This window comes from Shigella sp. SIG6, from assembly GCF_053555815.1.
Map to the genome: position 1 here is coordinate 1 of NZ_JBQZXC010000051.1, position 23,923 is coordinate 23,923.

Consider the following 23,923-nt stretch of genomic DNA (forward strand, 5'->3'; position numbering starts at 1 on the left):
TGCTGTTAATATCTTTCTGCCACCAGTAAGGCGAGAATATTTCCAGTTCAATAGCACCATTAAATCCGGCGTTTTCAACCAGCCGACGAATTGACGGAATATTGATGACGCCATCTCCCGGCATACCACGGTCATTGACCAGATCAGTGGTCGGCACTAACCAGTCGGAAACATGAAACGCGAGGATGCGTTTTCCGGCACGCAGGATCTGACTGGCGAGATCCGGATCCCACCAGACGTGATAAACATCCACCGCCACGCCGAGGCCAAACTCACCATCGGGATCGAGTTCATCACACCAGTCCAGCGCCTGACGTAACGTGCACAGGCAAGAGCGATCGGCAGCTGTCATCGGGGGCAGTGGCTCCAGCGCAATTGGCACGCCGACATCTTTCGAATGTGGCAGCAACTGGCGAATCCCTTGTTTCACTTGTTCTCGCGCTTCATATAGATCTTTAGTGCCCGTTGGCAGACCGCCAACCACCTGCATATAACAGGCGGCGTTAAGCACCGCTGCGTCGTCCAGCGCCTGGCGGTTATCATCAATCGCCAGTTTGCGTTCCGCCAGTGTCGGCGCGGTGTAGTAAGTGCTACGGCACAAACCGGAAACGCTCATGTTACTGGCGGCAAGCTGGCGGGTGATTTGCTGGAGATCTTCACCCTGCAACTCCCTGCGCCAGGGGGCAATTGCGCCAATACCGCGTGCGGCGCAGGCATCAATAATGGCGGGTAGCGGCGTTTTATAGCCCAGTGTCGCGGTATTGATACTGAATAAATCCGGGCGTTGTAACAGATCTCTCATGATTCAGCCTCAGAAGCGCGGCATACTTAAGCCGCCGTCGATTGCGACCGCCTGACCACAGGTGTAAATCAGTTTACCTTCCGCCATCGCGCGGACGGTGGAAGCAATATCAGCCGGATAACCCCAACGTCCCCACGGCACCAGACCTTTGGCAATCAGTTCGTCGTAATAAGCCGTTGCCGGAATAGTCATATCAGTTTTGATGAGACCAGGGCGCACTTCATAAACGCCAATTTGTTCATTACAAAGGCGAGCAGCAAACAGACGAGCAGCGGCAGAAACGGCGGTTTTGGCAATGGTGTATTCGCCGCGATTCATCGCCAGCATGATGGCGTTGATGGAACTGACGAAAATAATCGAGCGGTGCGGTAGCTCCGCTTCCGGTTTCGGCTGTGCCAGTAAGCGCTTACTGAATGCCTGAGCAAGGAAGAACGGCGCGCGGGTGTTAATGGCAATGTTTTGATCGAAGCTGTCTGGTTCGAGGTCGAGGAGGTCACCGCGTTTTTTCACTGAAATCCCCGCGTTATTGAGCAGACAGTCCAGCCGCCCCCACTGGTTTTGCGCCGCGTCGAGCATCTCCTCATGCAGAGATAGATCACCGACATCAGCAGGGAAGCAAATCACTTCCACGCCTTCCGCCAAACATTCTTGTTGTGTGATATGCAGTTTTTCTATGCTGTCGGCATCGGGACGATCGTTAATCAGCAGGTTAAACCCGCCACGAGCAAGCTCCTGCGCACAGCCCTTTCCAATACCGCGAGCGGCTCCGGTAATCACGGCAACAGGACGAGTGGATTTCATACAATAGCTCTCTTTTTTGAATTTTGTTTCCTTGGTGATGATTAGCTTGCGATGGGAGGATAAAAAGATCAACCATCTAGTTGGTTGATATGCGATGGCGATCACAGGACATTTGATAACCTGATGAAAGTACAAGTTTTTGCCCTTTTTTCTGAAGCTGAAATCAAATCAGGTTATGATAGTCACCACGAAGAGGTCGTGGGGAAGCGTTATGTATATTGATACCAGCAACGTACAGAGCCTGAAGGAAAAATTGCTGCTATGTGCGGTTAATGAATTTGCCGAATATGGTTATGAAGGGGCCAGAGTAGATAATATTGTAAAGGCAGCAGGGTGTAGTAAACAGACGGTTTATCACCACTTTGGTAATAAAGAAAATTTATTTATCGAAGTGCTGGAATATATCTGGAACGATATTCGACAAAAAGAAAAGGCCCTTGATTTCTCAGATCTTCCACCACAAAAAGCCATTGAGAAAATTATTGATTTTACATGGGATTATTATATTGCTAATCCTTGGTTTTTAAAAATTGTGCATAGTGAAAATCAAAGTAAAGGTGTGCATTATGCAAAATCACAGCGTCTCTTAGAAATTAACCATGCTCACTTGCAGTTAATGGAATCCTTATTGGATGAAGGGAAGAAATACAATATTTTTAATCCAGGTATCGATCCATTGCAGGTGAATATTAATATTGCTGCGCTTGGGGGATATTATTTGATCAACCAGCATACGCTTGGCCTAGTTTATCATATCAGTATGGTTTCCCCCCAGGCACTGGAAGCCAGACGTAAGGTCATCAAAGAGACAATCCTTAGCTGGCTTTTGGTTGACCCTTCATCTACCGCGCACGAATAAAACTGCCATCCGGCTGGCGGGTAAACAGGACCTGTTGATTATTCCCCGTATCAATGGTTAAGCCCGTCACCACGCCGCTGGCGTTCTGGCGGATTTTCACCATCTGCCCATTTTGCAAATTACTCAGCGGCTTACCCGCGCCTTCTACCTGCGCCATTGCATAGACATCGGTAGCGGGCAGTCCGTGGTCGCGGAACAGCTGCGCCATCGTTTTACCGGGTTCGACACGGTAAGAGCGCCATTGATTATCAATTCCGCTATCTGGCTGGAATGGTTGCGTTTGGGTAGTTTGCGGCTGTTCTTCTGTCGGCGGTTGTGATTGCGACTGAATATCTAACTGCGCTTCACGCGTCACCACCGGCGCGTTGGGCGTATCATCAGATGGAAGCAGAAATCCGACCACCAATACAATGGCGGCAATAATGATCCCCCGACGATGCATCGGCGGCGGCGGGTCCATGAAGCGAAAATTGTCCGGCGCGTGCCAGACTTTCTCCAGGGTTGGTTTTAGTTCAAAGCGCCCGGGCATGGTTTCCTCCTGCTCCACGTCTTGTTCCTCAATCATAGCCTATGAATAAGCTAACGCTATGATGTCCGTGGTAAACCCGCCTTTATTATATTCATACGGGATATTGCTATTGTTTCTTTTTCCCCGGGATTTGTCATCATTCCTGCGACAAAGTTTTACCCAAAGAAGTGTGGCTGATATGCTGCCCGCTACTTTTATACCCTAAGAAAGGAAATACGATGACCACCCCAACTTTTGACACCATCGAAGCGCAAGCAAGCTACGGCATTGGTTTGCAGGTAGGGCAACAACTGAGTGAATCTGGCCTGGAAGGGCTGCTGCCAGAAGCACTGGTTGCAGGTATTGCCGATGCGCTGGAAGGCAAACATCCGGCTGTGCCGGTTGATGTGGTGCATCGCGCGCTGCGTGAAATCCACGAACGCGCCGATGCCGTTCGTCGTCAGCGTTTCCAGGCGATGGCTGCTGAAGGTGTGAAATACTTGGAAGAAAACGCCAAAAAAGAAGGTGTGAATAGCACCGAATCTGGCCTGCAATTCCGCGTGATCAACCAGGGTGAAGGCGCAATTCCGGCACGTACCGACCGCGTTCGTGTTCATTACACCGGTAAACTGATCGACGGCACCGTGTTTGACAGCTCCGTTGCTCGTGGTGAACCCGCTGAATTCCCGGTTAATGGCGTGATCCCTGGCTGGATTGAAGCACTGACTCTGATGCCGGTAGGTTCTAAATGGGAACTGACTATCCCGCAGGAACTGGCATATGGCGAGCGCGGCGCAGGTGCATCCATCCCTCCGTTCAGCACCCTGGTGTTTGAAGTCGAACTGCTGGAAATCCTCTAAGCAGCGCATTCTGTTCCCCTCGAACCAGAGGGGAGCAGGCATTCAGCAATAAACCCTTCAGTTTGCCAAACGGCGCTATTTTGTGTTGCAAAGACCCCGTAAGCGTGTATTTTTGTGAGCTGTTTCGCGTTATCACCGTGATATGACACTCACTTTAAACATAAAATTAACATTAGATCTAAATCTTAGTATTCATCCCGCGTATTGTTACCTAATATCGATGAGTCCCGATACAGATTCGTCGTATCATAGACTGACTAAAGGCCGTAGAGCCTGAACAACACAGACAGGTACAGGAAGAAAAAACATGGTAGATCAGGTAAAAGTCGTTGCCGATGATCAGGCTCCGGCTGAACAGTCGCTACGGCGCAATCTCACAAACCGACATATTCAGCTTATTGCCATTGGCGGTGCCATTGGTACTGGGTTGTTTATGGGGTCCGGCAAAACGATTAGCCTTGCCGGGCCGTCGATCATTTTCGTTTATATGATCATTGGTTTTATGCTCTTTTTCGTGATGCGGGCAATGGGGGAATTGCTGCTTTCGAATCTGGAATACAAATCTTTTAGTGACTTCGCTTCCGATTTACTGGGGCCGTGGGCGGGATATTTCACCGGCTGGACTTACTGGTTCTGCTGGGTTGTAACCGGTATGGCAGACGTGGTGGCGATCACGGCTTATGCTCAGTTCTGGTTCCCCGATCTCTCCGACTGGGTCGCCTCGCTGGCGGTGATAGTGCTGCTGCTGACGCTCAACCTTGCCACCGTGAAAATGTTCGGTGAGATGGAGTTCTGGTTTGCGATGATCAAAATCGTCGCCATCGTGTCGCTGATTGTCGTCGGCCTGGTCATGGTGGCGATGCACTTTCAGTCACCGACCGGTGTGGAAGCGTCATTCGCGCATTTGTGGAATGACGGCGGCTGGTTCCCGAAAGGTTTAAGTGGCTTCTTTGCCGGATTCCAGATAGCGGTTTTCGCTTTCGTGGGGATTGAGCTGGTAGGTACAACAGCTGCGGAAACCAAAGATCCGGAGAAATCACTGCCACGCGCGATTAACTCCATTCCGATCCGTATCATTATGTTCTACGTCTTCGCGCTGATTGTGATTATGTCCGTGACACCGTGGAGTTCGGTAGTCCCGGAGAAAAGCCCGTTCGTTGAGCTGTTTGTGTTGGTAGGTTTGCCTGCGGCTGCCAGCGTGATCAACTTTGTGGTGCTGACCTCTGCGGCGTCTTCCGCTAACAGCGGTGTCTTCTCTACCAGCCGTATGCTGTTTGGTCTGGCGCAGGAAGGTGTTGCGCCGAAAGCGTTCGCTAAACTTTCTAAGCGCGCAGTACCCGCGAAAGGGTTGACCTTCTCGTGTATCTGTCTGCTCGGCGGCGTGGTGATGTTGTATGTGAATCCTAGCGTGATTGGCGCGTTCACGATGATTACAACCGTTTCCGCGATTCTGTTTATGTTCGTCTGGACGATTATCCTTTGCTCGTACCTGGTGTACCGCAAACAGCGTCCTCATCTGCATGAAAAGTCGATCTACAAGATGCCGCTCGGCAAGCTGATGTGCTGGGTATGTATGGCGTTCTTTGTGTTCGTGGTCGTGTTGCTGACACTGGAAGATGACACTCGCCAGGCGCTGCTGGTTACCCCGCTGTGGTTTATCGCGCTGGGGTTGGGCTGGCTGTTTATTGGTAAGAAGCGGGCTGCTGAACTGCGGAAATAACCGCATTATCATGCTGGATGGCGCAATGCCATCCAGCTTTTAGATCACTCACCCGCTAGGGCGCGTGGGAACAGTACATTGTTTTCCAGACTGATGTGATCCATCAGGTCATCAATCAGTTCATTAATGCCGTTATACATCGCTTTCCAGGTGGTGCAGGCTTCTGGCGGCGGTGTGACGTTATTGGTAGTGTGTTTGATCACTTCCAGCAGTTCGCCCGCTTCATCGTGCTCGCTTTCCATTACGCTGATTGGCCCCATTGCCTGGCTGCCCATGCCTTGTTTGATCATCGGGAAGAGGATCTGCTCTTCTTTCATCATGTGGCTGGAAAGCTCTTCATGCAGCATGGTCAGGTATTTTGTCAGCCCTTTTGGCACGCTCGGTTTGTCGGCGTGAACGCGCTCGACTTTAGTCGCTTGCAGGATCAGCTCCGGCAGCTGCTCGCGGTGACGATCGTGGTAGCGCACGATGATATGGTCAATGATTTCTGCCAGCGGGGCGCTACGCCAGTCTTTCTCAATCGGTTGTTCAGCAAGCTTTGCCAGTTCAGCTTCAATGACCTCAACATCCAGTTCTTTACGTGCCGCCGCGCGCGCCAGCGTCTGCTTACCGCCACAGCAGTAATCCATATCATATTTACGAAACAGAGCCGAAGCGCGAGGGATAGAGAGCGCCAGTTCACCTAAAGGTTGGTCGCGATAAGCCATAGCTGATACCTCATTCTTAATAAGATAAGATGTATTTTAAATACACCTTTAAGGCAAAAGCTATAACCCTTACGTAGCAGAGGCTTATTTAACTCACTGCCAGCATGTCAACTTTCTGAGACAGATTCAGTTAAAGGTTTTTCTGGTTTTGCTCTGACCGCGATGACCACGCCAATCACTAACAGCGCGATACCGCTCAGCGTCATTAGCGGCGGCATTTGCTGGCGGAGTAAAAAGGTGTACAGCAAACCTGCCAGCGTTTCGAAAACAATCAGCGGCCCGAGAATCACTGTCGGTAATCGCTGGCTGGCGACGTTCCAGCAGAGTGCGCCAACCCATGAGCAAAGCACGGCTATCGCAACCATCAGACTAATAAACACCAGCGGACGGGGGCCAAAAGGTAAGGAGAAGTCCGGCGTTTGTATATTCAGCCAGTAACAGGCGACGAGATAGCCGATGAGAGAAACCGGCAGCGTGACCAGCGCCTGCGCCGTCGCCCACATCATCGGATGTTTGTCGGGATTTTCCCGCAACCAGCGGGCGTTGCGCAGGGCATACCATGCCCAGCAGACCACGGAAACTAACGCTAGCACGATGCCAGAGGTATAACGTGCCCAGTCAAAATCGGGGAGTCCGTGGTTTAACTCAGCAATATTCACACTCGCCAGGCCGATGCCAATACAAATCAGTGCCGGGGCGAGTTTTCCCCACGCGAGTTTGCCGTCGCGCTGGCTATAAAGCAGATTGGCAAAGACAGGAATCACCACCGGCAGGGTGCCGATAATCATCGTGGAAACAGGCGCGCCAGTACGTTGAATGGCACTGGCAAGGCAGAAGTAATAAATGAGGTTGCCCATCATAGTGAGCATCAAGGCGGTAAGCCAGTCCCGACGCGCCAACTGACGCAGACGCACGCGTCCCAGCCAGACAATGGGTAGCGCAATTAACCCTAACGCCAGATAACGCCCCATCGACTGCAACATCGCCGGGTATTCCGGCACGATCAACGGCCCGACAAAAATAAGCCCCCACATCAACCCTGCTAACAGGGCGTACAGCACGCCGCTAATCATTACTGGCATCCATTGGTCTGTCAGAAGAAACGTTCAGGAAGCAGACATGATTGCTCCCGGCATCCCGTCATTATCAGAGAGGATGCGGGAGGATGCCACTTTAATTAACTAGTTATTAACATTAAAAAGATGGCTTACGCTTTCGGCTAACGTTGTCGTTGGGCGGCCAATCAATTTGCTAAGCGTTTTGCTGTTATCAAACAGACCACCTTTCGATGCGCCAACGTCAGAATCCGCCAGCATATCCGCCAGTCCGTCGGGCAGTCCGACGCTTTTCAGTGCCGCGGCGAAATCGGCTTCGCTCAGATTTTGATAGGTAACCTGTTTGCCGCTCTGTTTGGTCAGCTCTGCCGCTAACTGTGTCAACGTCCAGGCACTATCGCCCGCCAGTTCGTAAACCTTGCCTTCGTGACCGGCTTCGCTAATCACGCGTGCCGCAGATGTCGCATAATCTGCCCGCGTTGCTGAGGCGATTTTGCCATCGCCCGCCGCACCGATAAATACGCCGTGTTCCAGTGCTGCCGGGGCGCTGGCGAGGTAGTTTTCGCTGTACCAGCCGTTGCGCAGCAGGGTGTAAACGATGCCAGAATCAGCCAGCATTTTCTCCGTCTCGATGTGCTCATCGGCGAGGCCGAGCGGGGAGGTATCTGCATGTAGCAGGCTGGTATAAGCGATAAATTTCACGCCAGCCGCCTTTGCGGCATTAATAACATTACGATGCTGCGGGGCACGTTGACCCACTTCGCTGGAAGAGATCAGCAGTAGTTTTTCCACTCCCTGAAGTGCAGATGTCAGTGCGGCTTCATCGCTGTAGTCAGCCTGACGCACGGTAATGCCTTGTGCTGCCAGGGCCTGGGCTTTTGCCGGATTACGAACGATAGCCACTATTTGGCTGGCAGGAACCGTTTTCATCAAGGATTCAATAATATAGTGACCAAGTTGGCCAGTGGCACCAGTAATAGCGATCATGGGAAGTCTCCATCGTTTTGTCTTGTGTTTAAATACGCTAACACCTAAACTTACTTTTAGTAAGTACGTACAAAAAGGTAAGTATGAAATGAGTCAGGTTAGCCTGTCACAACAACTGAAAGAGGGTAATCTCTTTGCGGAACAGTGCCCGTCGCGCGAGGTGTTGAAACACGTCACCAGCCGTTGGGGGGTGTTGATTCTGGTGGCGCTACGCGAAGGTACTCATCGCTTTAGCGACCTGCGGCGCAAAATCGGTGGGGTGAGTGAAAAGATGCTTGCGCAGTCGTTACAGGCGTTAGAACAGGATGGTTTTCTTAACCGTATCGCGTATCCGGTGGTGCCGCCGCATGTGGAATATAGCCTCACGCCGCTGGGCGAGCAGGTGAGCGAAAAGGTTGCTGCACTGGCGGACTGGATTGAGTTGAATTTGCCCGAGGTGTTGGCGGTGCGGGATGAACGTGCGGCATAACTGCCGGATGCGCTGCGCTTATCCGGTCTACGGTTCATGGCTTGTAGGGTGGATAAGATACGGCAGCATCGCATCCGCCAATAAATGCCGGATGCGGTTGATTTATAGGCCGAAAAAGAAGTGTTTTACTTACTCAAATCCACCTGATAAATCGCAAACCCGATATCATCGGTCGCGACTTTATTCATCGGATACTGCCCTTTCTCTTTAATAAACGCTGCGGCTTTATCTGACGGGGAAGTTTCGAAACGGATATCCAGTTTCTTATCGGCAGCTATCGGTGCTAAACGCCAGTTGTTATCTGCCGCCGGATGAATTTCCCCCGCACGTTTCGACTCATCAGCAATCCACGCTGCCAGCACCGAGCGGTTCTCATCCGGTGAAGCAAAAGCGATATGGCTGTCGCCCGTACCGGCAAATTTGCCGCCGTAAGCGCGATAGTTATTGGTGGCAACCAGGAACATAGCGTTCGGATCAATCGGCTTGCCATTAAAGGTCAGGTTCTTAATCCGCTCTGCATTGGCATTAATCATCTGGCACTCGCCGTCATAGCGGGCGGGTTGGGTAACATCAATCTGATAATTCACACCATCAATAACATCAAAGTTATAAGTGCGGAAACCATCCCAGTTGATGAGTGACTGTGGTTTCGTGCTGTTAGGAGCAATCTGGTTAAACTGTCCGGCGGAGCACTCCAGCCACTCTTTCACCTCTTTACCGCTGGCTTTCACTACAATCAGCGTATTGGGGTAGAGATAAAGATCGGCGGCATTACGGAAGGTCAACTGGCCTTTTTCCACCTCCACATAGCTTGCCGGGTCATTTTTGCGACCACCAACTTTAAACGGTGCGGCAGCTGAAAGCACCGGCAGTTTTGCCAGATCCGGATCGCCCTGAATGTAATGTTCGACATACGCTTTTTGCGCGTTGTTCACGACTTGCACGGTCGGATCGTCCTGCACCAGCGCCAGATAGCTATACATATTGTCGGCAGATTTACCGATTGGCTTGCTGACGAACTGGCGTGTGGCATCGTGATCGGCTTTGAGTGTTTCTACCAGCTTGCTGTCTTCCGCCGCGAGGGATTTTTTATTGGCGATGTCGTAAATCGGCCGTGCTTCCGCTTTCGCCTGCGTCACCTGCCATTTACCGCTGTCATTACTGAGTTGTAAGTCGACCACCCCAAGATGATCGCCCCACATGCCCGGCATTACCGCCGGAACACCATTCAGCGTGCCTTTGGTGATATCAGCCCCTTCGATATCAGCAAAATCTTTACCCGGGAAAACGGCGTGAGCATGGCCAAACATAATGGCGTTAACGCCCGGAATTTCACTGAGGTAATAAACTGAGTTTTCCGCCATTACTTTATACGGATCGGCAGACAGCCCGGAATGCGCCAGAACGACAATGACATCGGCACCTTTCTCGCGCATTTCAGGCACGTATTTGCGCACGGTTTCGGTAATATCATTCACCGTCACTTTTCCGGATAAATTAGCTTTATCCCAGCCCATGATTTGCGGCGGCACGACGCCAATATAGCCAATCTTCAGCGTCTGTTTTTTTCCGTCTTTATCGACCACTTCGGTATCTTTAATTAAATACGGTGTAAACATTGGCTGTTTGGTTCTGGCGTCAATGACGTTGGCATTTACATAAGGGAATTTCGCTCCCGCCAGCGCATTTTTCAGGTAATCCAGACCGTAGTTAAATTCATGATTGCCGAGTGTACCGACCGTATAATCCAGCGTATTCAGCGCCTTATAAACCGGATGAACATCACCTGCTTTTAATCCTTTCGCCGACATGTAATCGGCCAGCGGACTCCCCTGAATCAAATCGCCGTTATCGACCAGTACGCTGTTTTTCACTTCATTGCGGGCATCGTTAATCAGGCTTGCCGTACGTACCAGTCCGAATTTTTCCGTGGCGGTGTCTTTGTAATAATCGAAATCCATCATGTTGCTATGCAGATCAGTGGTTTCCATGATACGCAGATCGACCGTCGCTGCATTCACACTGGCGGCAATCAGCGTGGCCAGGAGCGTTGCGCTAAACTTAATCATCAGGGACATCCTTTTATCATCGGGAATACGAAAGAAAAGGGAGAATAAACGCCTTACTTATAGAACAGTGAAGAATGCCACAATTTTACGCTTTGAAAATGATGACACTATCACAGTTGGCGCATTCATTAACGATAGGGTATAAGTAAAACAATAAGTTAACACCGCTCACAGAGACGAGGTGGAGAAATGTTAGATCAAGTATGCCAGCTTGCACGGAATGCAGGCGATGCCATTATGCAGGTCTACGACGGGACGAAACCGATGGACGTCGTCAGCAAAGCGGACAATTCTCCGGTAACGGCAGCGGATATTGCCGCTCACACCGTTATCATGGACGGTTTACGTACGCTGGCACCGGATATTCCGGTCCTTTCTGAAGAAGATCCTCCCGGTTGGGAAGTCCGTCAGCACTGGCAGCGTTACTGGCTGGTAGACCCGCTGGATGGTACTAAAGAGTTTATTAAACGTAATGGCGAATTCACCGTTAACATTGCGCTCATTGACCATGGCAAACCGATTTTAGGTGTGGTGTATGCGCCGGTAATGAACGTAATGTACAGCGCGGCAGAAGGCAAGGCCTGGAAAGAAGAGTGCGGTGTGCGCAAGCTGATTCAGGTCCGCGATGCGCGCCCGCCGCTGGTGGTTATCAGCCGTTCCCATGCAGATGCGGAGCTGAAAGAGTATCTGCAACAGCTTGGCGAACATCAGACCACGTCCATCGGCTCTTCGCTGAAATTCTGCCTGGTGGCGGAAGGACAGGCGCAGCTGTACCCGCGCTTCGGACCAACGAATATTTGGGACACCGCCGCTGGACATGCTGTGGCTGCAGCTGCCGGAGCGCACGTTCACGACTGGCAGGGTAAACCGCTGGATTACACTCCGCGCGAGTCGTTCCTGAATCCGGGGTTCAGAGTGTCCATTTACTAAATTCAGATGGCAGAAACAGTGTATTTCCTGATTCTGCCATCCTGATTTATCCCAACCTAAAAAGTTATAAATAAAAAGAGATTGTATTTAAAGTGCAAAAATTCAATTGCTAATAAGTTACATTTTAATAATGAGCGTTTTTTGATAGTTTACTTCTATAATGAGATATTTAATGGCGACATAAAATAACCAAATAAAATAAGGTAGCCATATGTTACCCAGGATCAGACACAATAATTTTATTGGTGCGGTGGAGTTATTTGTAAAGTCATCGCATACAAAAACACATTCAAACAATTTTTTTTAATAATATTCAGCATGCATTTAAGAAAAAAGATTGGGTTTCGAATTATGATAGTCTGTTAACTTTGCGGGAGTCCTTTCGTTGCGCAACACAGATTGATAAAAATAGTTATCAAGTGCTTTCATCAAAAAATGAAACTGTTAATGCCATGGATAATTTTCTTATCAGTTTCAGCCTTAAAGATAACGGTGCTGAATATACAATGACATTGCGAGGCAGTGGGTTTGAATACGAAGAAATTCCCATAACAATAAATGAGTATAACTCATTCATGGATTTCAAAAACCGCGAGTTTCCGTTAGAACAAAACAGAAGATTGTATGCCTGTGATATTTTGCAGAAAAAACAGTCTGACATACCAAAAAGGATTAAAGGTTATATTCGCCAAGCGTTTGGTGACGTATCTTTCGGTTATGCCTTATTGGAGGATGTAGTAAGCAAATTAAAACGGGGTAAATTTGAACTCCAAATACCAGGCGGTGGAATTAAAGAATGCGATGGATGGTATATTTACGAAAAAATAATTGATGATAATTTTGCCATAGTCATAGAATCTTTGGGCTTTGCGCTTAAAATCTATGGAGGGGATGAACGTTTTCGTAATGGTTCCTCTGTTGTTTTGGAGGATGAAGATTACTCTCTTATTTATAATTTTCTGGTTAATGCAGGTTGCCAACAAGTCGAATTAGCCGAACAAGTGGATGCGATAGTAAGTGCGAATCTGGCCGCAGATAGTAATATTACCAAAGAAAAGATTTGCGAGAAATATAAATCGACCATTGAGGCGTTTAAAAAAGAGCAACTAGCGTTACCAGTATTAGTTCGGTGTAAGAACTCAGAGACTTAATTCCCCTATCCCATAGATAACGATAGGGGAAAATTATTTTTCCAGAATTTATGTTATTGCCATTATTTGAGCAACTTTTGCAGCAGGTCCATCACTTGCTGCACCTCTTCCGGTGTGAGCGCCCCGTCTTTGGCCCATTGCACGCGACCGTCTTTATCCAGCACCACTACAGCGGAACTTTCTTCATCCAGCTGCCAGGCACCGCGCGCGACGCCATTGCTATCGACAATAAACTGCGACCAGGGATAAAGCTTTTTATTACTCTCCAGACTGCTGCGCACAAACATGCCGGAACCCGGAATCGCGTCGTCGGTGTTAACAATGGTGGTGGTCTGGTAACGATCGTGCGGTAACTTCGCTGATTTAATCGCTTCAATCAGCGTCGCGTTTTTCTCTTTTGCAGAGGTGCGACCAGCAATATGTTGCAGTACTCGCACTTTTCCCACTAACTGCGCGCTGTTCCAGGTTTTGTAGCTAAACTGATCTTTATCAAGCACCAACTCGCCCCGATCGGTAATGCCAATCGGCGGCACTCGCTGACCGATTTCGAACTGATGTGCGGAAGCCATCATCGGCAACAGCAGGCAGGTGAGTGCCAGAATCTTGCGTAGGGTCATGGTGTTTCCTTCTTATGATATGCAGGTGATCCGACCACTTGGGTCTGAGTTTTAATCATATGTGCTATTTATCGAATTTCCCGCAAGTGTGATGCCAGTTTGCGGTCAAGCGCACAAATCATATGAAAAATGAATGCTTATACTGAAGACCGCGCTTCGGTAAAAAGATAATTCTGAATAATTGTAACCTTTAGGTAAAAAAAGTTATACGCGGTGGAAACATTGCCCGGATAGTCTATAGTCACTAAGCATTAAAATTTGCGCCTCATAATAGTTGGGCCGATTGTGGCACCGCACAGGCGTAATACTCAGCAGGAGATAACAATGAAAATTTTCCAACGGTACAACCCACTTCAGGTGGCGAAGTACGTAAAGATCCTGTTCCGTGGACGGTTATACATCAAGGACGTTGGCGCTTTTGAATTTGATAAGGGTAAGATTCTTATCCCAAAAGTGAAGGATAAGCTGCATTTGTCAGTGATGTCCGAAGTTAACCGTCAGGTTATGCGTCTGCAAACAGAGATGGCTTAACCAAAGTGCTATGCAGTAATAAGACGGCTCCTGATTCAGGAGCCGTTGATGTTTCTGGGGGTTACGCGACGCTTTCTTCTTTATCTTTAGCGTCAGGCAGTTTTGGCGAAAGGGCGGTGGCCTTGCTGTCGATCCGGGTCACCAGCAGCTGGTCGATGCGGTAGTTATCGATATCCACCACTTCAAATTTGTAGCCGGCGAATTTCACCGAATCGGTGCGTTTCGGGATCTTACGCAGCATAAACATCATAAAGCCGCCGATGGTTTCGTAGTTGCCCGACTGCGGGAACTCGTCAATATCCAGCACGCGCATGACGTCGTCAATTGGGGTGCCGCCGTCAATCAGCCATGAGTTCTCATCACGGGCGACAATCTGCTCTTCCAGCCCCTGACCGACCAGATCGCCCATCAGCGTGGTCATCACGTCGTTGAGGGTGATGATCCCCACCACCAGCGCGTACTCGTTCATGATCACCGCGAAGTCTTCACCTGCGGTTTTAAAACTTTCCAACGCCTCTGAAAGGGTTAACGTATCCGGCACAATCAGCGTGTTGCGAATTTGTACGCCGCTGTTCAGTGCCAGGCTTTGGTTAGCCAGCACGCGGTTCAGCAGGTCTTTAGAATCGACATAACCGATGATGTGGTCAATATCTTCATTACAGACGAGGAACTTAGAGTGCGGATGTTCCGCCACCTTATTCTTCAGGCTTTGCTCATCTTCGTGGAGATCAAACCAAATCACGTTTTCACGCGGTGTCATTGAAGACGGAACGGTACGGGATTCCAGCTCAAAGACGTTTTCAATCAGCTCGTGTTCCTGTTTACGTAACACGCCCGCCAGCGCACCGGCTTCCACTACCGCGTAGATGTCATCAGAAGTGATGTCATCTTTACGTACCATTGGCAGTTTGAAAATACGGAAGATCATGTTCGCCAGGCCGTTGAAGAACCACACCAGCGGGGTGCAAACGTACAGGCAGAAGCGCATCGGGTTGATGATACGCAAAGCCACCGCTTCTGGCGCAATCATACCGATGCGTTTCGGGGTTAAATCCGCAAACAGGATAAACATGCCAGTCACTAACGAGAAAGAGAGAATAAAGCTCAGTTGCTCAGAGAGCTCTGCCGACATATAGCGGGAGAACAGGCTGTGAAAAGCTGGAGAAAATGCCGCATCACCGACGATACCGCCGAGAATCGCCACTGCGTTCAGACCGATTTGGACCACGGTAAAGAACATGCCGGGATTTTCCTGCATATTCAGAACGCGTTGGGCATTTATATTGCCTTCATCAGCCAGCAGTTTAAGTTTGATTTTGCGTGAGGCGGCAAGCGAGATCTCGGACATCGAGAAGAACGCACTTACAGCGATCAAGCAGAGTATGACTAAAATACTGTTTAACATATCTTATCCGACCTTTCAGGCCAGATCCTCGGAAGGGAAAGTTGATTAATTTGTGTGAAATACACATTGAAAGCCGATTCGAAGAAAGTGAACCGGCATTTTCAGTGGCTAGTATAGCGTAAGGTACTGTAAAGTCGCCAGAGGGTTAAAATTCAGACTGCTGATAAATGCAATACTGCCTGATGCGCTATGCCGATCAGGCCTACGCAGTCCTTGCAATATATTGAATTTGGACGATTTTGTAGGCCTGGTAAGTCGTTTAAGCCGCATCAGGCATAGACAAAGAGCACTTTATCAACAAACTACATTTGTACCCGTAACGCTATGCTTCCGGCGGCAGACAGACGCCAATTCCGCCAATTCCACAGTAACCATATGGGTTTTTATGCAGATATTGCTGGTGGTCATCTTCGGCATAATAAAACGGTGTGGCGTTAGCGATTTCCGTGGTGATGTGACGATCGTCATCGGCGGCAAGCATCGCCGCCTGAAAACGTTCCAGACTGGCGCGAGCTGCGGCATCCTGTTCTGGGGTCAGCGGATAAATTGCTGAACGATACTGCGTGCCGTGGTCATTGCCCTGACGCATTCCCTGGGCGGGATCGTGATTCTCCCAAAATACCTGTAGCAACTGCTCATAGCTGATGACGGAAGGATCGTAAACAATGCGTACCGCTTCGGCATGACCCGTATCACCGGAGCACACTTCCCGATAAGTCGGATTTGGCGTATAGCCGCCGGTATAGCCTGCGGCGGTGCTGTAAACGCCGGGTAACTGCCAGAACAGACGCTCCACACCCCAGAAACAACCCATCGCAAAAATGGCAATCTCCATTCCGTCAGGTACATTGGTCATTGAGTGACCGTTGACCGCATGCAGCGTGGCTACGGGCATCGGGGTGTTACGTCCAGGCAGGGCATCGGCGGGGGAAACCAGATGCTTTTTATCAAATAAACTCATGGTGTCGCTCTCCCGAAAATCGGTCATTGGGGTTAAGGTTGTAACAAGAGGTGTATTTGCACACAATAACCACCGTGAATAGGTCTAAAGTAAAACATAAGAAATATTTGGGGTTTAGTCTGCTTTTTAATCCATATTACTGGATTTTTGTTAAGCCGTTTAACGGCGTTCCAGGGGCAGGAAAAAAGGATATTCAGGAGAAAATGTGCGCTATATCCGACAGTTATGCTGTGTAAGCTTACTCTGCTTAAGCGGATCTGCCGTCGCCGCGAACGTCCGTCTACAGGTCGAGGGGTTATCGGGACAGCTGGAAAAGAACGTTCGTGCGCAGCTTTCTACGATTGAAAGTGATGAAGTGACGCCAGACCGTCGCTTTCGCGCACGCGTCGATGATGCCATCCGTGAAGGTCTGAAAGCGCTGGGTTATTACCAGCCGACCATTGAATTTGATCTCCGTCCACCGCCAAAGAAAGGGCGGCAGGTATTGATCGCCAAAGTCACGCCAGGTGTGCCGGTGTTAATTGGCGGCACCGATGTGGTATTGCGCGGCGGCGCGCGGACCGATAAAGACTATTTGAAATTGCTCGATACTCGCCCGGCTATTGGTACGGTACTGAACCAGGGCGATTATGAAAATTTCAAAAAGTCCTTAACCAGTATTGCGTTGCGTAAAGGTTATTTCGATAGCGAATTTACCAAAGCGCAGCTGGGCATTGCGCTCGGCCTGCATAAAGCCTTCTGGGATATTGATTATAACAGTGGCGAACGTTACCGCTTTGGGCATGTGACCTTTGAAGGATCACAAATCCGCGATGAATACCTGCAAAATCTGGTGCCGTTTAAAGAGGGCGATGAGTATGAATCGAAAGATCTGGCGGAACTGAACCGCCGACTTTCTGCTACCGGCTGGTTTAACTCGGTGGTGGTGGCTCCACAATTTGATAAAGCGCGCGAAACGAAAGTATTACCATTGACGGGCGTGGTTTCGCCGCGAACAGAAAACACCATCGAAACCGGGGTCGGTTACTCTACGGACGTGGGACCGCGCGTGAAAGCGACGTGGAAAAAGCCGTGGATGAACTCATACGGTCACAGTTTGACCACCAGTACCAGTATTTCCGCGCCGGAACAGACCCTCGACTTCAGCTATAAAATGCCGCTGCTGAAGAATCCACTGGAACAATATTATTTGGTGCAGGGCGGTTTTAAGCGCACTGACCTGAACGATACCGAATCTGACTCCACTACGCTGGTGGCTTCTCGCTACTGGGATCTCTCCAGCGGCTGGCAGCGTGCCATTAACCTGCGCTGGAGCCTCGACCACTTTACCCAGGGTGAAATTACCAACACCACGATGCTGTTTTATCCTGGGGTGATGATTAGCCGCACGCGTTCTCGTGGTGGCCTGATGCCAACCTGGGGCGACTCGCAACGCTACTCTATCGACTACTCCAACACGGCCTGGGGTTCAGATGTCGATTTCTCCGTTTTCCAGGCGCAGAACGTCTGGATCCGCACACTGTACGATCGCCATCGCTTTGTGACACGTGGCACGCTGGGCTGGATTGAAACCGGTGATTTCGACAAAGTACCGCCGGATCTGCGTTTCTTCGCCGGGGGCGATCGCAGTATTCGCGGCTACAAATACAAATCTATCGCCCCGAAATACGCCAACGGTGACCTGAAAGGGGCCTCGAAGTTGATAACCGGATCGCTGGAATACCAGTACAACGTGACCGGAAAATGGTGGGGCGCGGTGTTTGTCGATAGTGGCGAAGCGGTAAGCGATATTCGCCGCAGCGACTTTAAAACCGGTACCGGGGTCGGCGTACGCTGGGAATCGCCGGTCGGGTCAATCAAACTCGATTTTGCCGTACCGGTCGCGGATAAAGACGAACACGGGGTACAGTTTTACATCGGTCTGGGGCCAGAATTATGAGTTTATGGAAAAAAATCAGCCTCGGCGTGGTTATCGTTATCTTACTGTTGCTGGGATCGGTGGCGTTTCTGGTGGGCACCACCAGCGGCCTGCATCTTGTATTTAAAGCGGCGGATCGCTGGGTGCCAGGACTGGATATTGGCAAGGTCACCGGCGGCTGGCGCGATCTCACCTTGTCTGACGTTCGTTATGAGCAGCTAGGCGTGGCGGTAAAAGCGGGTAATCTGCATCTGGCGGTCGGTCTTGAGTGCCTGTGGAACAGTAGCGTTTGTATTAATGACTTGGCGCTGAAAGACATTCAGGTCAACATCGACAGTAAAAAAATGCCTCCTTCTGAACAGGTTGAAGAAGAGGAAGATAGCGGTCCGCTGGATCTCTCCACGCCGTATCCCATCACCCTGACACGGGTGGCGCTGGACAACGTCAACATCAAGATTGATGACACCACGGTGTCGGTGATGGACTTCACCTCCGGCCTGAACTGGCAGGAGAAAACCCTGACCCTGAAACCGACGTCGCTGAAAGGCCTGCTGATTGCTCTGCCGAAAGTGGTGGAAGTGGCGCAGGAAGAAGTGGTCGAACCGAAAATTGAAAATCCGCAGCCGGAGGAAAAGCCGCTCGGCGAAACGCTGAAAGATCTCTTTTCTCGCCCGGTATTGCCGGAAATGACCGACGTGCATTTGCCGCTTAACCTGAACATTGAAGAGTTTAAGGGCGAGCAGCTGCGCGTGACGGGCGACACGGACATCACCGTGCGCACCATGCTGCTGAAAGTGAGCAGCATTGACGGCAATACTAAACTGGACGCCCTGGATATCGATTCCAACCAGGGGATCGTCAACGCCAGCGGCACGGCGCAGCTGTCAGACAACTGGCCGGTGGATATCACCCTCAACAGCACACTGAACGTGGAGCCGTTGAAAGGTGAAAAGGTGAAGCTGAAAGTGGGCGGCGCGCTGCGCGAACAGCTGGAGATAGGCGTTAACCTTTCCGGTCCGGTGGATATGGATTTACGCGCCCAGACGCGACTGGCGGAAGCCGGATTGCCACTCAACGTGGAAGTGAACAGCAAACAGCTTTACTGGCCGTTCACTGGTGAGAAGCAGTATCAGGCGGATGATCTGAAACTGAAACTTACCGGCAAAATGACCGATTACACGCTCTCTATGCGTACGGCAGTGAAGGGACAGGAGATCCCGCCAGCCACCATTACCCTTGATGCCAAAGGTAATGAACAGCAGGTCAATCTCGACAAACTCACCGTCGCGGCGCTGGAAGGGAAAACTGAACTCAAGGCGTTGCTCGACTGGCAGCAGGCCATTAGTTGGCGCGGTGAGCTAACGCTTAATGGCATTAACACCGCCAAAGAGTTCCCGGAGTGGCCGTCGAAACTCAATGGCTTGATTAAAACCCGCGGTAGCCTGTACGGCGGCACCTGGCAGATGGAGGTGCCAGAACTGAAGCTGACCGGTAACGTCAAACAGAACAAAGTGAACGTTGACGGCACGCTGAAAGGCAACAGTTATATGCAGTGGATGATCCCTGGGCTTCATCTGGAACTCGGGCCAAACAGTGCCGAAGTGAAAGGCGAGCTGGGGGTAAAAGATCTCAATCTTGATGCCACCATCAACGCGCCGGGGCTGGATAACGCGCTGCCGGGGCTTGGCGGTACAGCGAAAGGGCTGGTGAAAGTACGCGGCACGGTGGAAGCGCCACAACTACTGGCAGATATCACCGCGCGCGGCCTGCGCTGGCAGGAACTTTCCGTGGCGCAGGTTCGCGTGGAAGGCGACATTAAATCCACCGATCAGATCGCCGGGAAACTCGACGTACGCGTTGAGCAAATTTCGCAGCCGGATGTAAATATCAACCTCGTCACCCTGAATGCCAAAGGCAGCGAAAAGCAGCACGAGCTACAGTTGCGGATTCAGGGCGAGCCTGTCTCCGGGCAGCTTAATCTGGCAGGAAGTTTTGATCGCAAAGAAGAACGCTGGAAGGGAACTCTTAGCAATACCCGCTTCCAGACGCCGGTCGGCCCGTGGTCGCTGACCCGCGATATTGCGCTGGATTACCGCAATAAGGAGCAAAAAATCAGCATCGGGCCACACTGCTGGCTTAACCCGAATGCGGAACTGTGCGTGCCGCAAACTATCGATGCGGGGGCCGAAGGGCGTGCGGTGGTGAATCTCAACCGCTTCGACCTCGCCATGCTGAAACCGTTTATGCCAGAAACCACTCAGGCCAGCGGTATCTTCACGGGTAAAGCGGATGTTGCCTGGGACACCACGAAAGAGGGGCTGCCGCAGAGCAGTATCACCCTTTCGGGGCGTAACGTGCAGGTAACGCAAACCGTCAACGATGCGGCGCTGCCGGTGGCGTTTCAGACACTGAATCTGACGGCGGAATTGCGTAACAACCGTGCCGAATTGGGCTGGACCATCCGCCTGACCAATAACGGCCAGTTTGATGGACAGGTGCAGGTGACCGATCCGCAAGGCCGCCGTAATCTTGGTGGCAACGTCAATATCCGTAACTTCAACCTTGCGATGATAAACCCCATCTTTACCCGTGGGGAAAAAGCAGCGGGGATGGTGAGTGCCAACTTGCGTCTGGGTGGTGATGTGCAAAGCCCGCAGTTGTTTGGTCAGCTTCAGGTTACGGGTGTGGATATCGACGGCAACTTTATGCCGTTTGATATGCAGCCGAGCCAGCTTGCGGTCAACTTTAACGGTATGCGCTCGACGCTTGCCGGTACAGTACGGACCCAGCAGGGTGAAATCTACCTGAACGGTGATGCCGACTGGAGCCAAATTGAAAACTGGCGGGCACGAGTAACGGCGAAAGGCAGTAAAGTGCGGATCACCGTGCCGCCGATGGTACGAATGGATGTATCGCCAGATGTTGTATTCGAGGCTACACCAAACCTGTTTACCCTCGATGGTTGCGTGGATGTCCCGTGGGCGCGCATCGTGGTGCACGATCTGCCGGAAAGCGCAGTAGGCGTCTCCAGCGATGTGGTGATGCTTAACGATAACCTGCAACCGGAAGAGCCGAAAACGGCGTCGATTCCGATTAACAGTAACCTGATTGTCCACGTTGGCAACAATGTGCGCATTGACGCCTTTGGCCTGAAAGCGCGGCTGACGGGCGATCTTAACGTCGTACAGGACAAACAAGGGCTGGGCCTGAACGGGCAGATCAACATCCCTGAAGGGCGCTTCCATGCCTATGGTCAGGATCTGATTGTGCGTAAGGGTGAGTTACTGTTCTCTGGTCCGCCGGATCAACCGTATCTTAATATTGAAGCTATTCGTAACCCGGATGCTACAGAAGACGATGTAATCGCCGGAGTTCGCGTCACTGGTCTGGCGGACGAACCGAAAGCGGAGATCTTCTCTGACCCGGCGATGTCGCAACAAGCTGCATTGTCTTATTTGCTACGTGGACAAGGGCTGGAGAGCGATCAGAGCGACAGTGCGGCAATGACCTCGATGCTGATTGGTCTGGGGGTTGCGCAAAGTGGCCAGATTGTGGGTAAAATCGGCGAGACGTTTGGCGTAAGCAATTTAGCGCTCGACACCCAAGGAGTAGGCGACTCCTCCCAGGTAGTGGTCAGCGGCTATGTATTGCCAGGTCTGCAAGTGAAATACGGCGTGGGTATATTTGACTCTATAGCAACACTCACGTTACGTTATCGCCTGATGCCTAAGCTATATCTGGAAGCCGTGTCTGGTGTAGACCAGGCACTGGATTTGCTCTATCAGTTCGAGTTTTAGCAATGCGAATATTTGTCTACGGCAGTTTACGCCACAAACAAGGCAACAGTCACTGGATGACCAATGCCCAGTTACTGGGCGATTTCAGTATCGATAACTACCAGTTGTATAGCCTGGGCCACTATCCAGGCGCAGTTCCGGGGAACGGAACGGTACACGGTGAAGTTTATCGTATTGACAACGCCACGCTGGCCGAACTTGATGCCTTGCGCACCAGGGGCGGTGAATACGCGCGCCAGTTGATTCAGACGCCGTATGGGAGTGCATGGATGTACGTTTATCAACGACCCGTCGATGGATTAAAGCTAATTGAAAGCGGCGACTGGTTAGACAGGGATAAGTAATAATAAAAGCACGCCTCCTTCGGGTGGCGTTGTTTTATGCGATGTATCTCGCGATTTTTTTTTGTAACTTTTCCATCTTTTGCTTTTCTCTCCGAGCCGCTTTCCATATCTGCAATCGCATAAAAAACTCTGCTGGCGTTCACAAATGTGCAGGGGTAAAACGGGGGCACGCTTTGAACGGTGAGTATGAGTGAGGTCGGCTAACTTCCAGCAAGTGGCTATGAACAGCAAAATGGTGGTCGGGTTTGCTTGTTCTTACCGTTCAAGCCTTGCAACCGCTGAGAATAATGATGGTGGAATAGAGAGTTTATTTATCGCGGGCATAAAAAAACCCTTACTAACCGAAGCCCGGCGTTCAGGGTTATTGCGCTAGAAGAACTTATTTATTCTTTGCGCGCTCGAAGGAAGCAACGATTTCAGCTTTAGCGGCTTCTGCGTTTTCCCAACCTTCAACTTTCACCCACTTGCCTTTTTCGAGGTCTTTGTAGTGCTCGAAGAAGTGAGCGATTTGCGCTTTCAGCAGTTCAGGCAGATCGTTTACGTCTTTAATGTGATCGTATTCTTTGCTCAGCTTGCTGTGCGGAACCGCAACCAGTTTCGCATCTTCACCGGCTTCGTCGGTCATTTTCAGAACGCCAACCGGACGGCAACGGATCACAGAACCAGGCTGCAGCGGGTACGGAGTCGGGACCAGTACGTCAACCGGGTCACCGTCCAGAGACAGGGTGTGGTTGATGTAACCGTAGTTGCACGGATAGAACATCGCGGTGGACATGAAGCGGTCAACGAACAGTGCGCCGCTCTCTTTGTCGATTTCGTATTTGATCGGATCTGCGTTAGCCGGGATCTCAATAACAACGTAGATGTCTTCCGGCAGATCTTTACCCGCAGGGACGTTGAGTAAGCTCATGTCTGTTTCCTTTAAAAATATGTGGCAAACAAGTGCCAAGTATTATAGCCAACTCGCGCCGAATGTCTTTGCTTGTTTTCGTCTTCATTTTCCTTTTTCGCCAGTTTTAAGACGGTATACAGAGTAGGAAAATCCATAACCGTAGCCGCATTTTTCATAGTGAGATGAAAGCGATTACAAACTTGTGATTAACGTTTTATTTACTTTTTTGAAGTGTGATGTAACGCAATCCGTTACATAACGAATTGTCTATAGTTTTTTCGCGAACATCTTTTCACCAATAATAATTACCCCGACGAGGACAACCCTATGTGGAAACGCTTACTTGTAGTCTCTGCAGTCTCGGCAGCCATGTCGTCTATGGCGTTGGCCGCTCCATTAACCGTAGGATTTTCGCAGGTCGGATCGGAATCCGGCTGGCGCGCCGCAGAAACCAATGTGGCGAAAAGTGAGGCCGAAAAACGCGGAATTACGTTGAAAATTGCCGATGGTCAGCAAAAGCAGGAAAACCAGATTAAAGCG

Annotated in this window: 20 protein-coding genes and 2 pseudogenes; 11 read left to right on the forward strand and 11 right to left on the reverse strand. The window is 50.6% G+C overall.

What is annotated here, in order from left to right:
- Together ACUU1M_RS10650 and ACUU1M_RS10655 are read right to left on the reverse strand one after the other, a co-directional pair.
- Positions 1-802: sugar phosphate isomerase/epimerase family protein (locus tag ACUU1M_RS10650; RefSeq protein ID WP_449144664.1), on the reverse strand; the 802-nt coding region annotated here is incomplete at its 3' end.
- Between the two features lie 9 nt (positions 803-811).
- Positions 812-1,603, reverse strand: a complete 792-nt coding sequence (locus ACUU1M_RS10655) for a 3-ketoacyl-ACP reductase (protein ID WP_005072321.1) — start codon at positions 1,601-1,603, stop codon at positions 812-814.
- A 211-nt stretch (positions 1,604-1,814) separates the two neighbouring features.
- On the opposite strand from ACUU1M_RS10655, the gene ACUU1M_RS10660 reads away from it, so the two are divergent.
- A complete protein-coding gene (locus ACUU1M_RS10660; protein ID WP_152028943.1) occupies positions 1,815-2,462 on the forward strand; it encodes a TetR/AcrR family transcriptional regulator in 648 nt (215 codons plus the stop codon).
- Here ACUU1M_RS10660 and ACUU1M_RS10665 read toward each other — a convergent pair.
- Complete coding sequence (locus ACUU1M_RS10665; protein ID WP_001119490.1) at positions 2,446-2,991, reverse strand: OapA family protein; 546 nt, start codon at positions 2,989-2,991, stop codon at positions 2,446-2,448. The two genes, ACUU1M_RS10660 and ACUU1M_RS10665, sit on opposite strands and share 17 nt — an antisense overlap.
- A gap of 218 nt (positions 2,992-3,209) precedes the next feature.
- Between ACUU1M_RS10665 and fklB the strand changes: the two genes are divergently transcribed.
- Both fklB and cycA read left to right on the forward strand, forming a co-directional pair.
- Complete coding sequence (fklB, locus tag ACUU1M_RS10670; protein ID WP_000211225.1) at positions 3,210-3,830, forward strand: FKBP-type peptidyl-prolyl cis-trans isomerase; 621 nt, start codon at positions 3,210-3,212, stop codon at positions 3,828-3,830.
- 307 nt (positions 3,831-4,137) lie between these two features.
- The gene (gene cycA / locus ACUU1M_RS10675) at positions 4,138-5,550 is read left to right on the forward strand and encodes a D-serine/D-alanine/glycine transporter (RefSeq protein WP_000228346.1); all 1,413 of its coding nucleotides are present in this window, start codon (positions 4,138-4,140) and stop codon (positions 5,548-5,550) included.
- Positions 5,551-5,594: 44 nt separating this feature from the next.
- On the opposite strand, the gene ytfE is transcribed toward cycA, so the two are convergent.
- The 3 genes from ytfE to qorB all read right to left on the reverse strand — a co-directional run bounded on the left by ytfE (position 5,595) and on the right by qorB (position 8,299).
- The gene (gene ytfE / locus ACUU1M_RS10680) at positions 5,595-6,257 is read right to left on the reverse strand and encodes an iron-sulfur cluster repair protein YtfE (RefSeq protein WP_000331456.1); all 663 of its coding nucleotides are present in this window, start codon (positions 6,255-6,257) and stop codon (positions 5,595-5,597) included.
- Positions 6,258-6,364: 107 nt separating this feature from the next.
- Positions 6,365-7,330: a DMT family transporter gene (locus tag ACUU1M_RS10685; protein WP_005072331.1), complete on the reverse strand. Its 966-nt coding sequence runs from the start codon at positions 7,328-7,330 to the stop codon at positions 6,365-6,367.
- A gap of 108 nt (positions 7,331-7,438) precedes the next feature.
- Positions 7,439-8,299: an NAD(P)H:quinone oxidoreductase gene (qorB, locus tag ACUU1M_RS10690; RefSeq protein ID WP_000560549.1), complete on the reverse strand. Its 861-nt coding sequence runs from the start codon at positions 8,297-8,299 to the stop codon at positions 7,439-7,441.
- A gap of 88 nt (positions 8,300-8,387) precedes the next feature.
- Here qorB and ACUU1M_RS10695 point away from each other — a divergent pair, with 88 nt between their 5' ends.
- The gene (locus ACUU1M_RS10695) at positions 8,388-8,768 is read left to right on the forward strand and encodes a winged helix-turn-helix transcriptional regulator (protein WP_000084622.1); all 381 of its coding nucleotides are present in this window, start codon (positions 8,388-8,390) and stop codon (positions 8,766-8,768) included.
- Positions 8,769-8,893: 125 nt separating this feature from the next.
- On the opposite strand, the gene cpdB is transcribed toward ACUU1M_RS10695, so the two are convergent.
- Complete coding sequence (gene cpdB / locus ACUU1M_RS10700) at positions 8,894-10,837, reverse strand: 2',3'-cyclic-nucleotide 2'-phosphodiesterase (RefSeq protein WP_000589451.1); 1,944 nt, start codon at positions 10,835-10,837, stop codon at positions 8,894-8,896.
- 189 nt (positions 10,838-11,026) lie between these two features.
- On the opposite strand from cpdB, the gene cysQ reads away from it, so the two are divergent.
- Both cysQ and ytfI read left to right on the forward strand, forming a co-directional pair.
- Complete coding sequence (gene cysQ, locus ACUU1M_RS10705; protein WP_000886892.1) at positions 11,027-11,767, forward strand: 3'(2'),5'-bisphosphate nucleotidase CysQ; 741 nt, start codon at positions 11,027-11,029, stop codon at positions 11,765-11,767.
- A gap of 211 nt (positions 11,768-11,978) precedes the next feature.
- Positions 11,979-12,918: pseudogene (gene ytfI / locus ACUU1M_RS10710) on the forward strand (protein YtfI).
- A 62-nt stretch (positions 12,919-12,980) separates the two neighbouring features.
- Here ytfI and ACUU1M_RS10715 read toward each other — a convergent pair.
- The gene (locus ACUU1M_RS10715; RefSeq protein WP_000175268.1) at positions 12,981-13,535 is read right to left on the reverse strand and encodes a YtfJ family protein; all 555 of its coding nucleotides are present in this window, start codon (positions 13,533-13,535) and stop codon (positions 12,981-12,983) included.
- Positions 13,536-13,859: 324 nt separating this feature from the next.
- Here ACUU1M_RS10715 and ACUU1M_RS10720 point away from each other — a divergent pair, with 324 nt between their 5' ends.
- Positions 13,860-14,066 carry a DUF1107 domain-containing protein gene (locus ACUU1M_RS10720; protein WP_000689228.1) on the forward strand — a complete coding sequence of 69 codons (207 nt, stop codon included), beginning with the start codon at positions 13,860-13,862 and terminating at the stop codon, positions 14,064-14,066.
- A gap of 61 nt (positions 14,067-14,127) precedes the next feature.
- Here the strand turns inward: ACUU1M_RS10720 and ACUU1M_RS10725 are convergent, their stop codons facing one another.
- On the reverse strand, positions 14,128-15,471 hold the full coding sequence (locus ACUU1M_RS10725) for a hemolysin family protein (protein ID WP_000935042.1): 1,344 nt from the start codon (positions 15,469-15,471) through the stop codon (positions 14,128-14,130).
- A 322-nt stretch (positions 15,472-15,793) separates the two neighbouring features.
- Positions 15,794-16,432, reverse strand: a complete 639-nt coding sequence (gene msrA, locus ACUU1M_RS10730; protein WP_001295196.1) for a peptide-methionine (S)-S-oxide reductase MsrA — start codon at positions 16,430-16,432, stop codon at positions 15,794-15,796.
- Between the two features lie 205 nt (positions 16,433-16,637).
- On the opposite strand from msrA, the gene tamA reads away from it, so the two are divergent.
- From tamA to ACUU1M_RS10745, 3 genes are read left to right on the forward strand one after another with little or no spacing between them, the layout of a single operon-like run.
- Complete coding sequence (gene tamA / locus ACUU1M_RS10735; RefSeq protein ID WP_001269328.1) at positions 16,638-18,371, forward strand: autotransporter assembly complex protein TamA; 1,734 nt, start codon at positions 16,638-16,640, stop codon at positions 18,369-18,371.
- On the forward strand, positions 18,368-22,147 hold the full coding sequence (gene tamB / locus ACUU1M_RS10740; RefSeq protein ID WP_000060856.1) for an autotransporter assembly complex protein TamB: 3,780 nt from the start codon (positions 18,368-18,370) through the stop codon (positions 22,145-22,147). The genes tamA and tamB overlap by 4 nt, the downstream gene beginning before the upstream one ends.
- Before the next feature lie 2 nt (positions 22,148-22,149).
- Positions 22,150-22,491, forward strand: coding sequence for a gamma-glutamylcyclotransferase family protein (locus ACUU1M_RS10745; protein ID WP_001219160.1), 342 nt, complete (start codon positions 22,150-22,152; stop codon positions 22,489-22,491).
- A gap of 379 nt (positions 22,492-22,870) precedes the next feature.
- Here ACUU1M_RS10745 and ppa read toward each other — a convergent pair whose 3' ends face one another.
- The gene (ppa, locus tag ACUU1M_RS10750; RefSeq protein WP_000055075.1) at positions 22,871-23,401 is read right to left on the reverse strand and encodes an inorganic diphosphatase; all 531 of its coding nucleotides are present in this window, start codon (positions 23,399-23,401) and stop codon (positions 22,871-22,873) included.
- A gap of 309 nt (positions 23,402-23,710) precedes the next feature.
- Here ppa and ACUU1M_RS10755 point away from each other — a divergent pair.
- Positions 23,711-23,923 (forward strand): annotated as a pseudogene (locus tag ACUU1M_RS10755) (sugar ABC transporter substrate-binding protein); the annotation flags it as partial.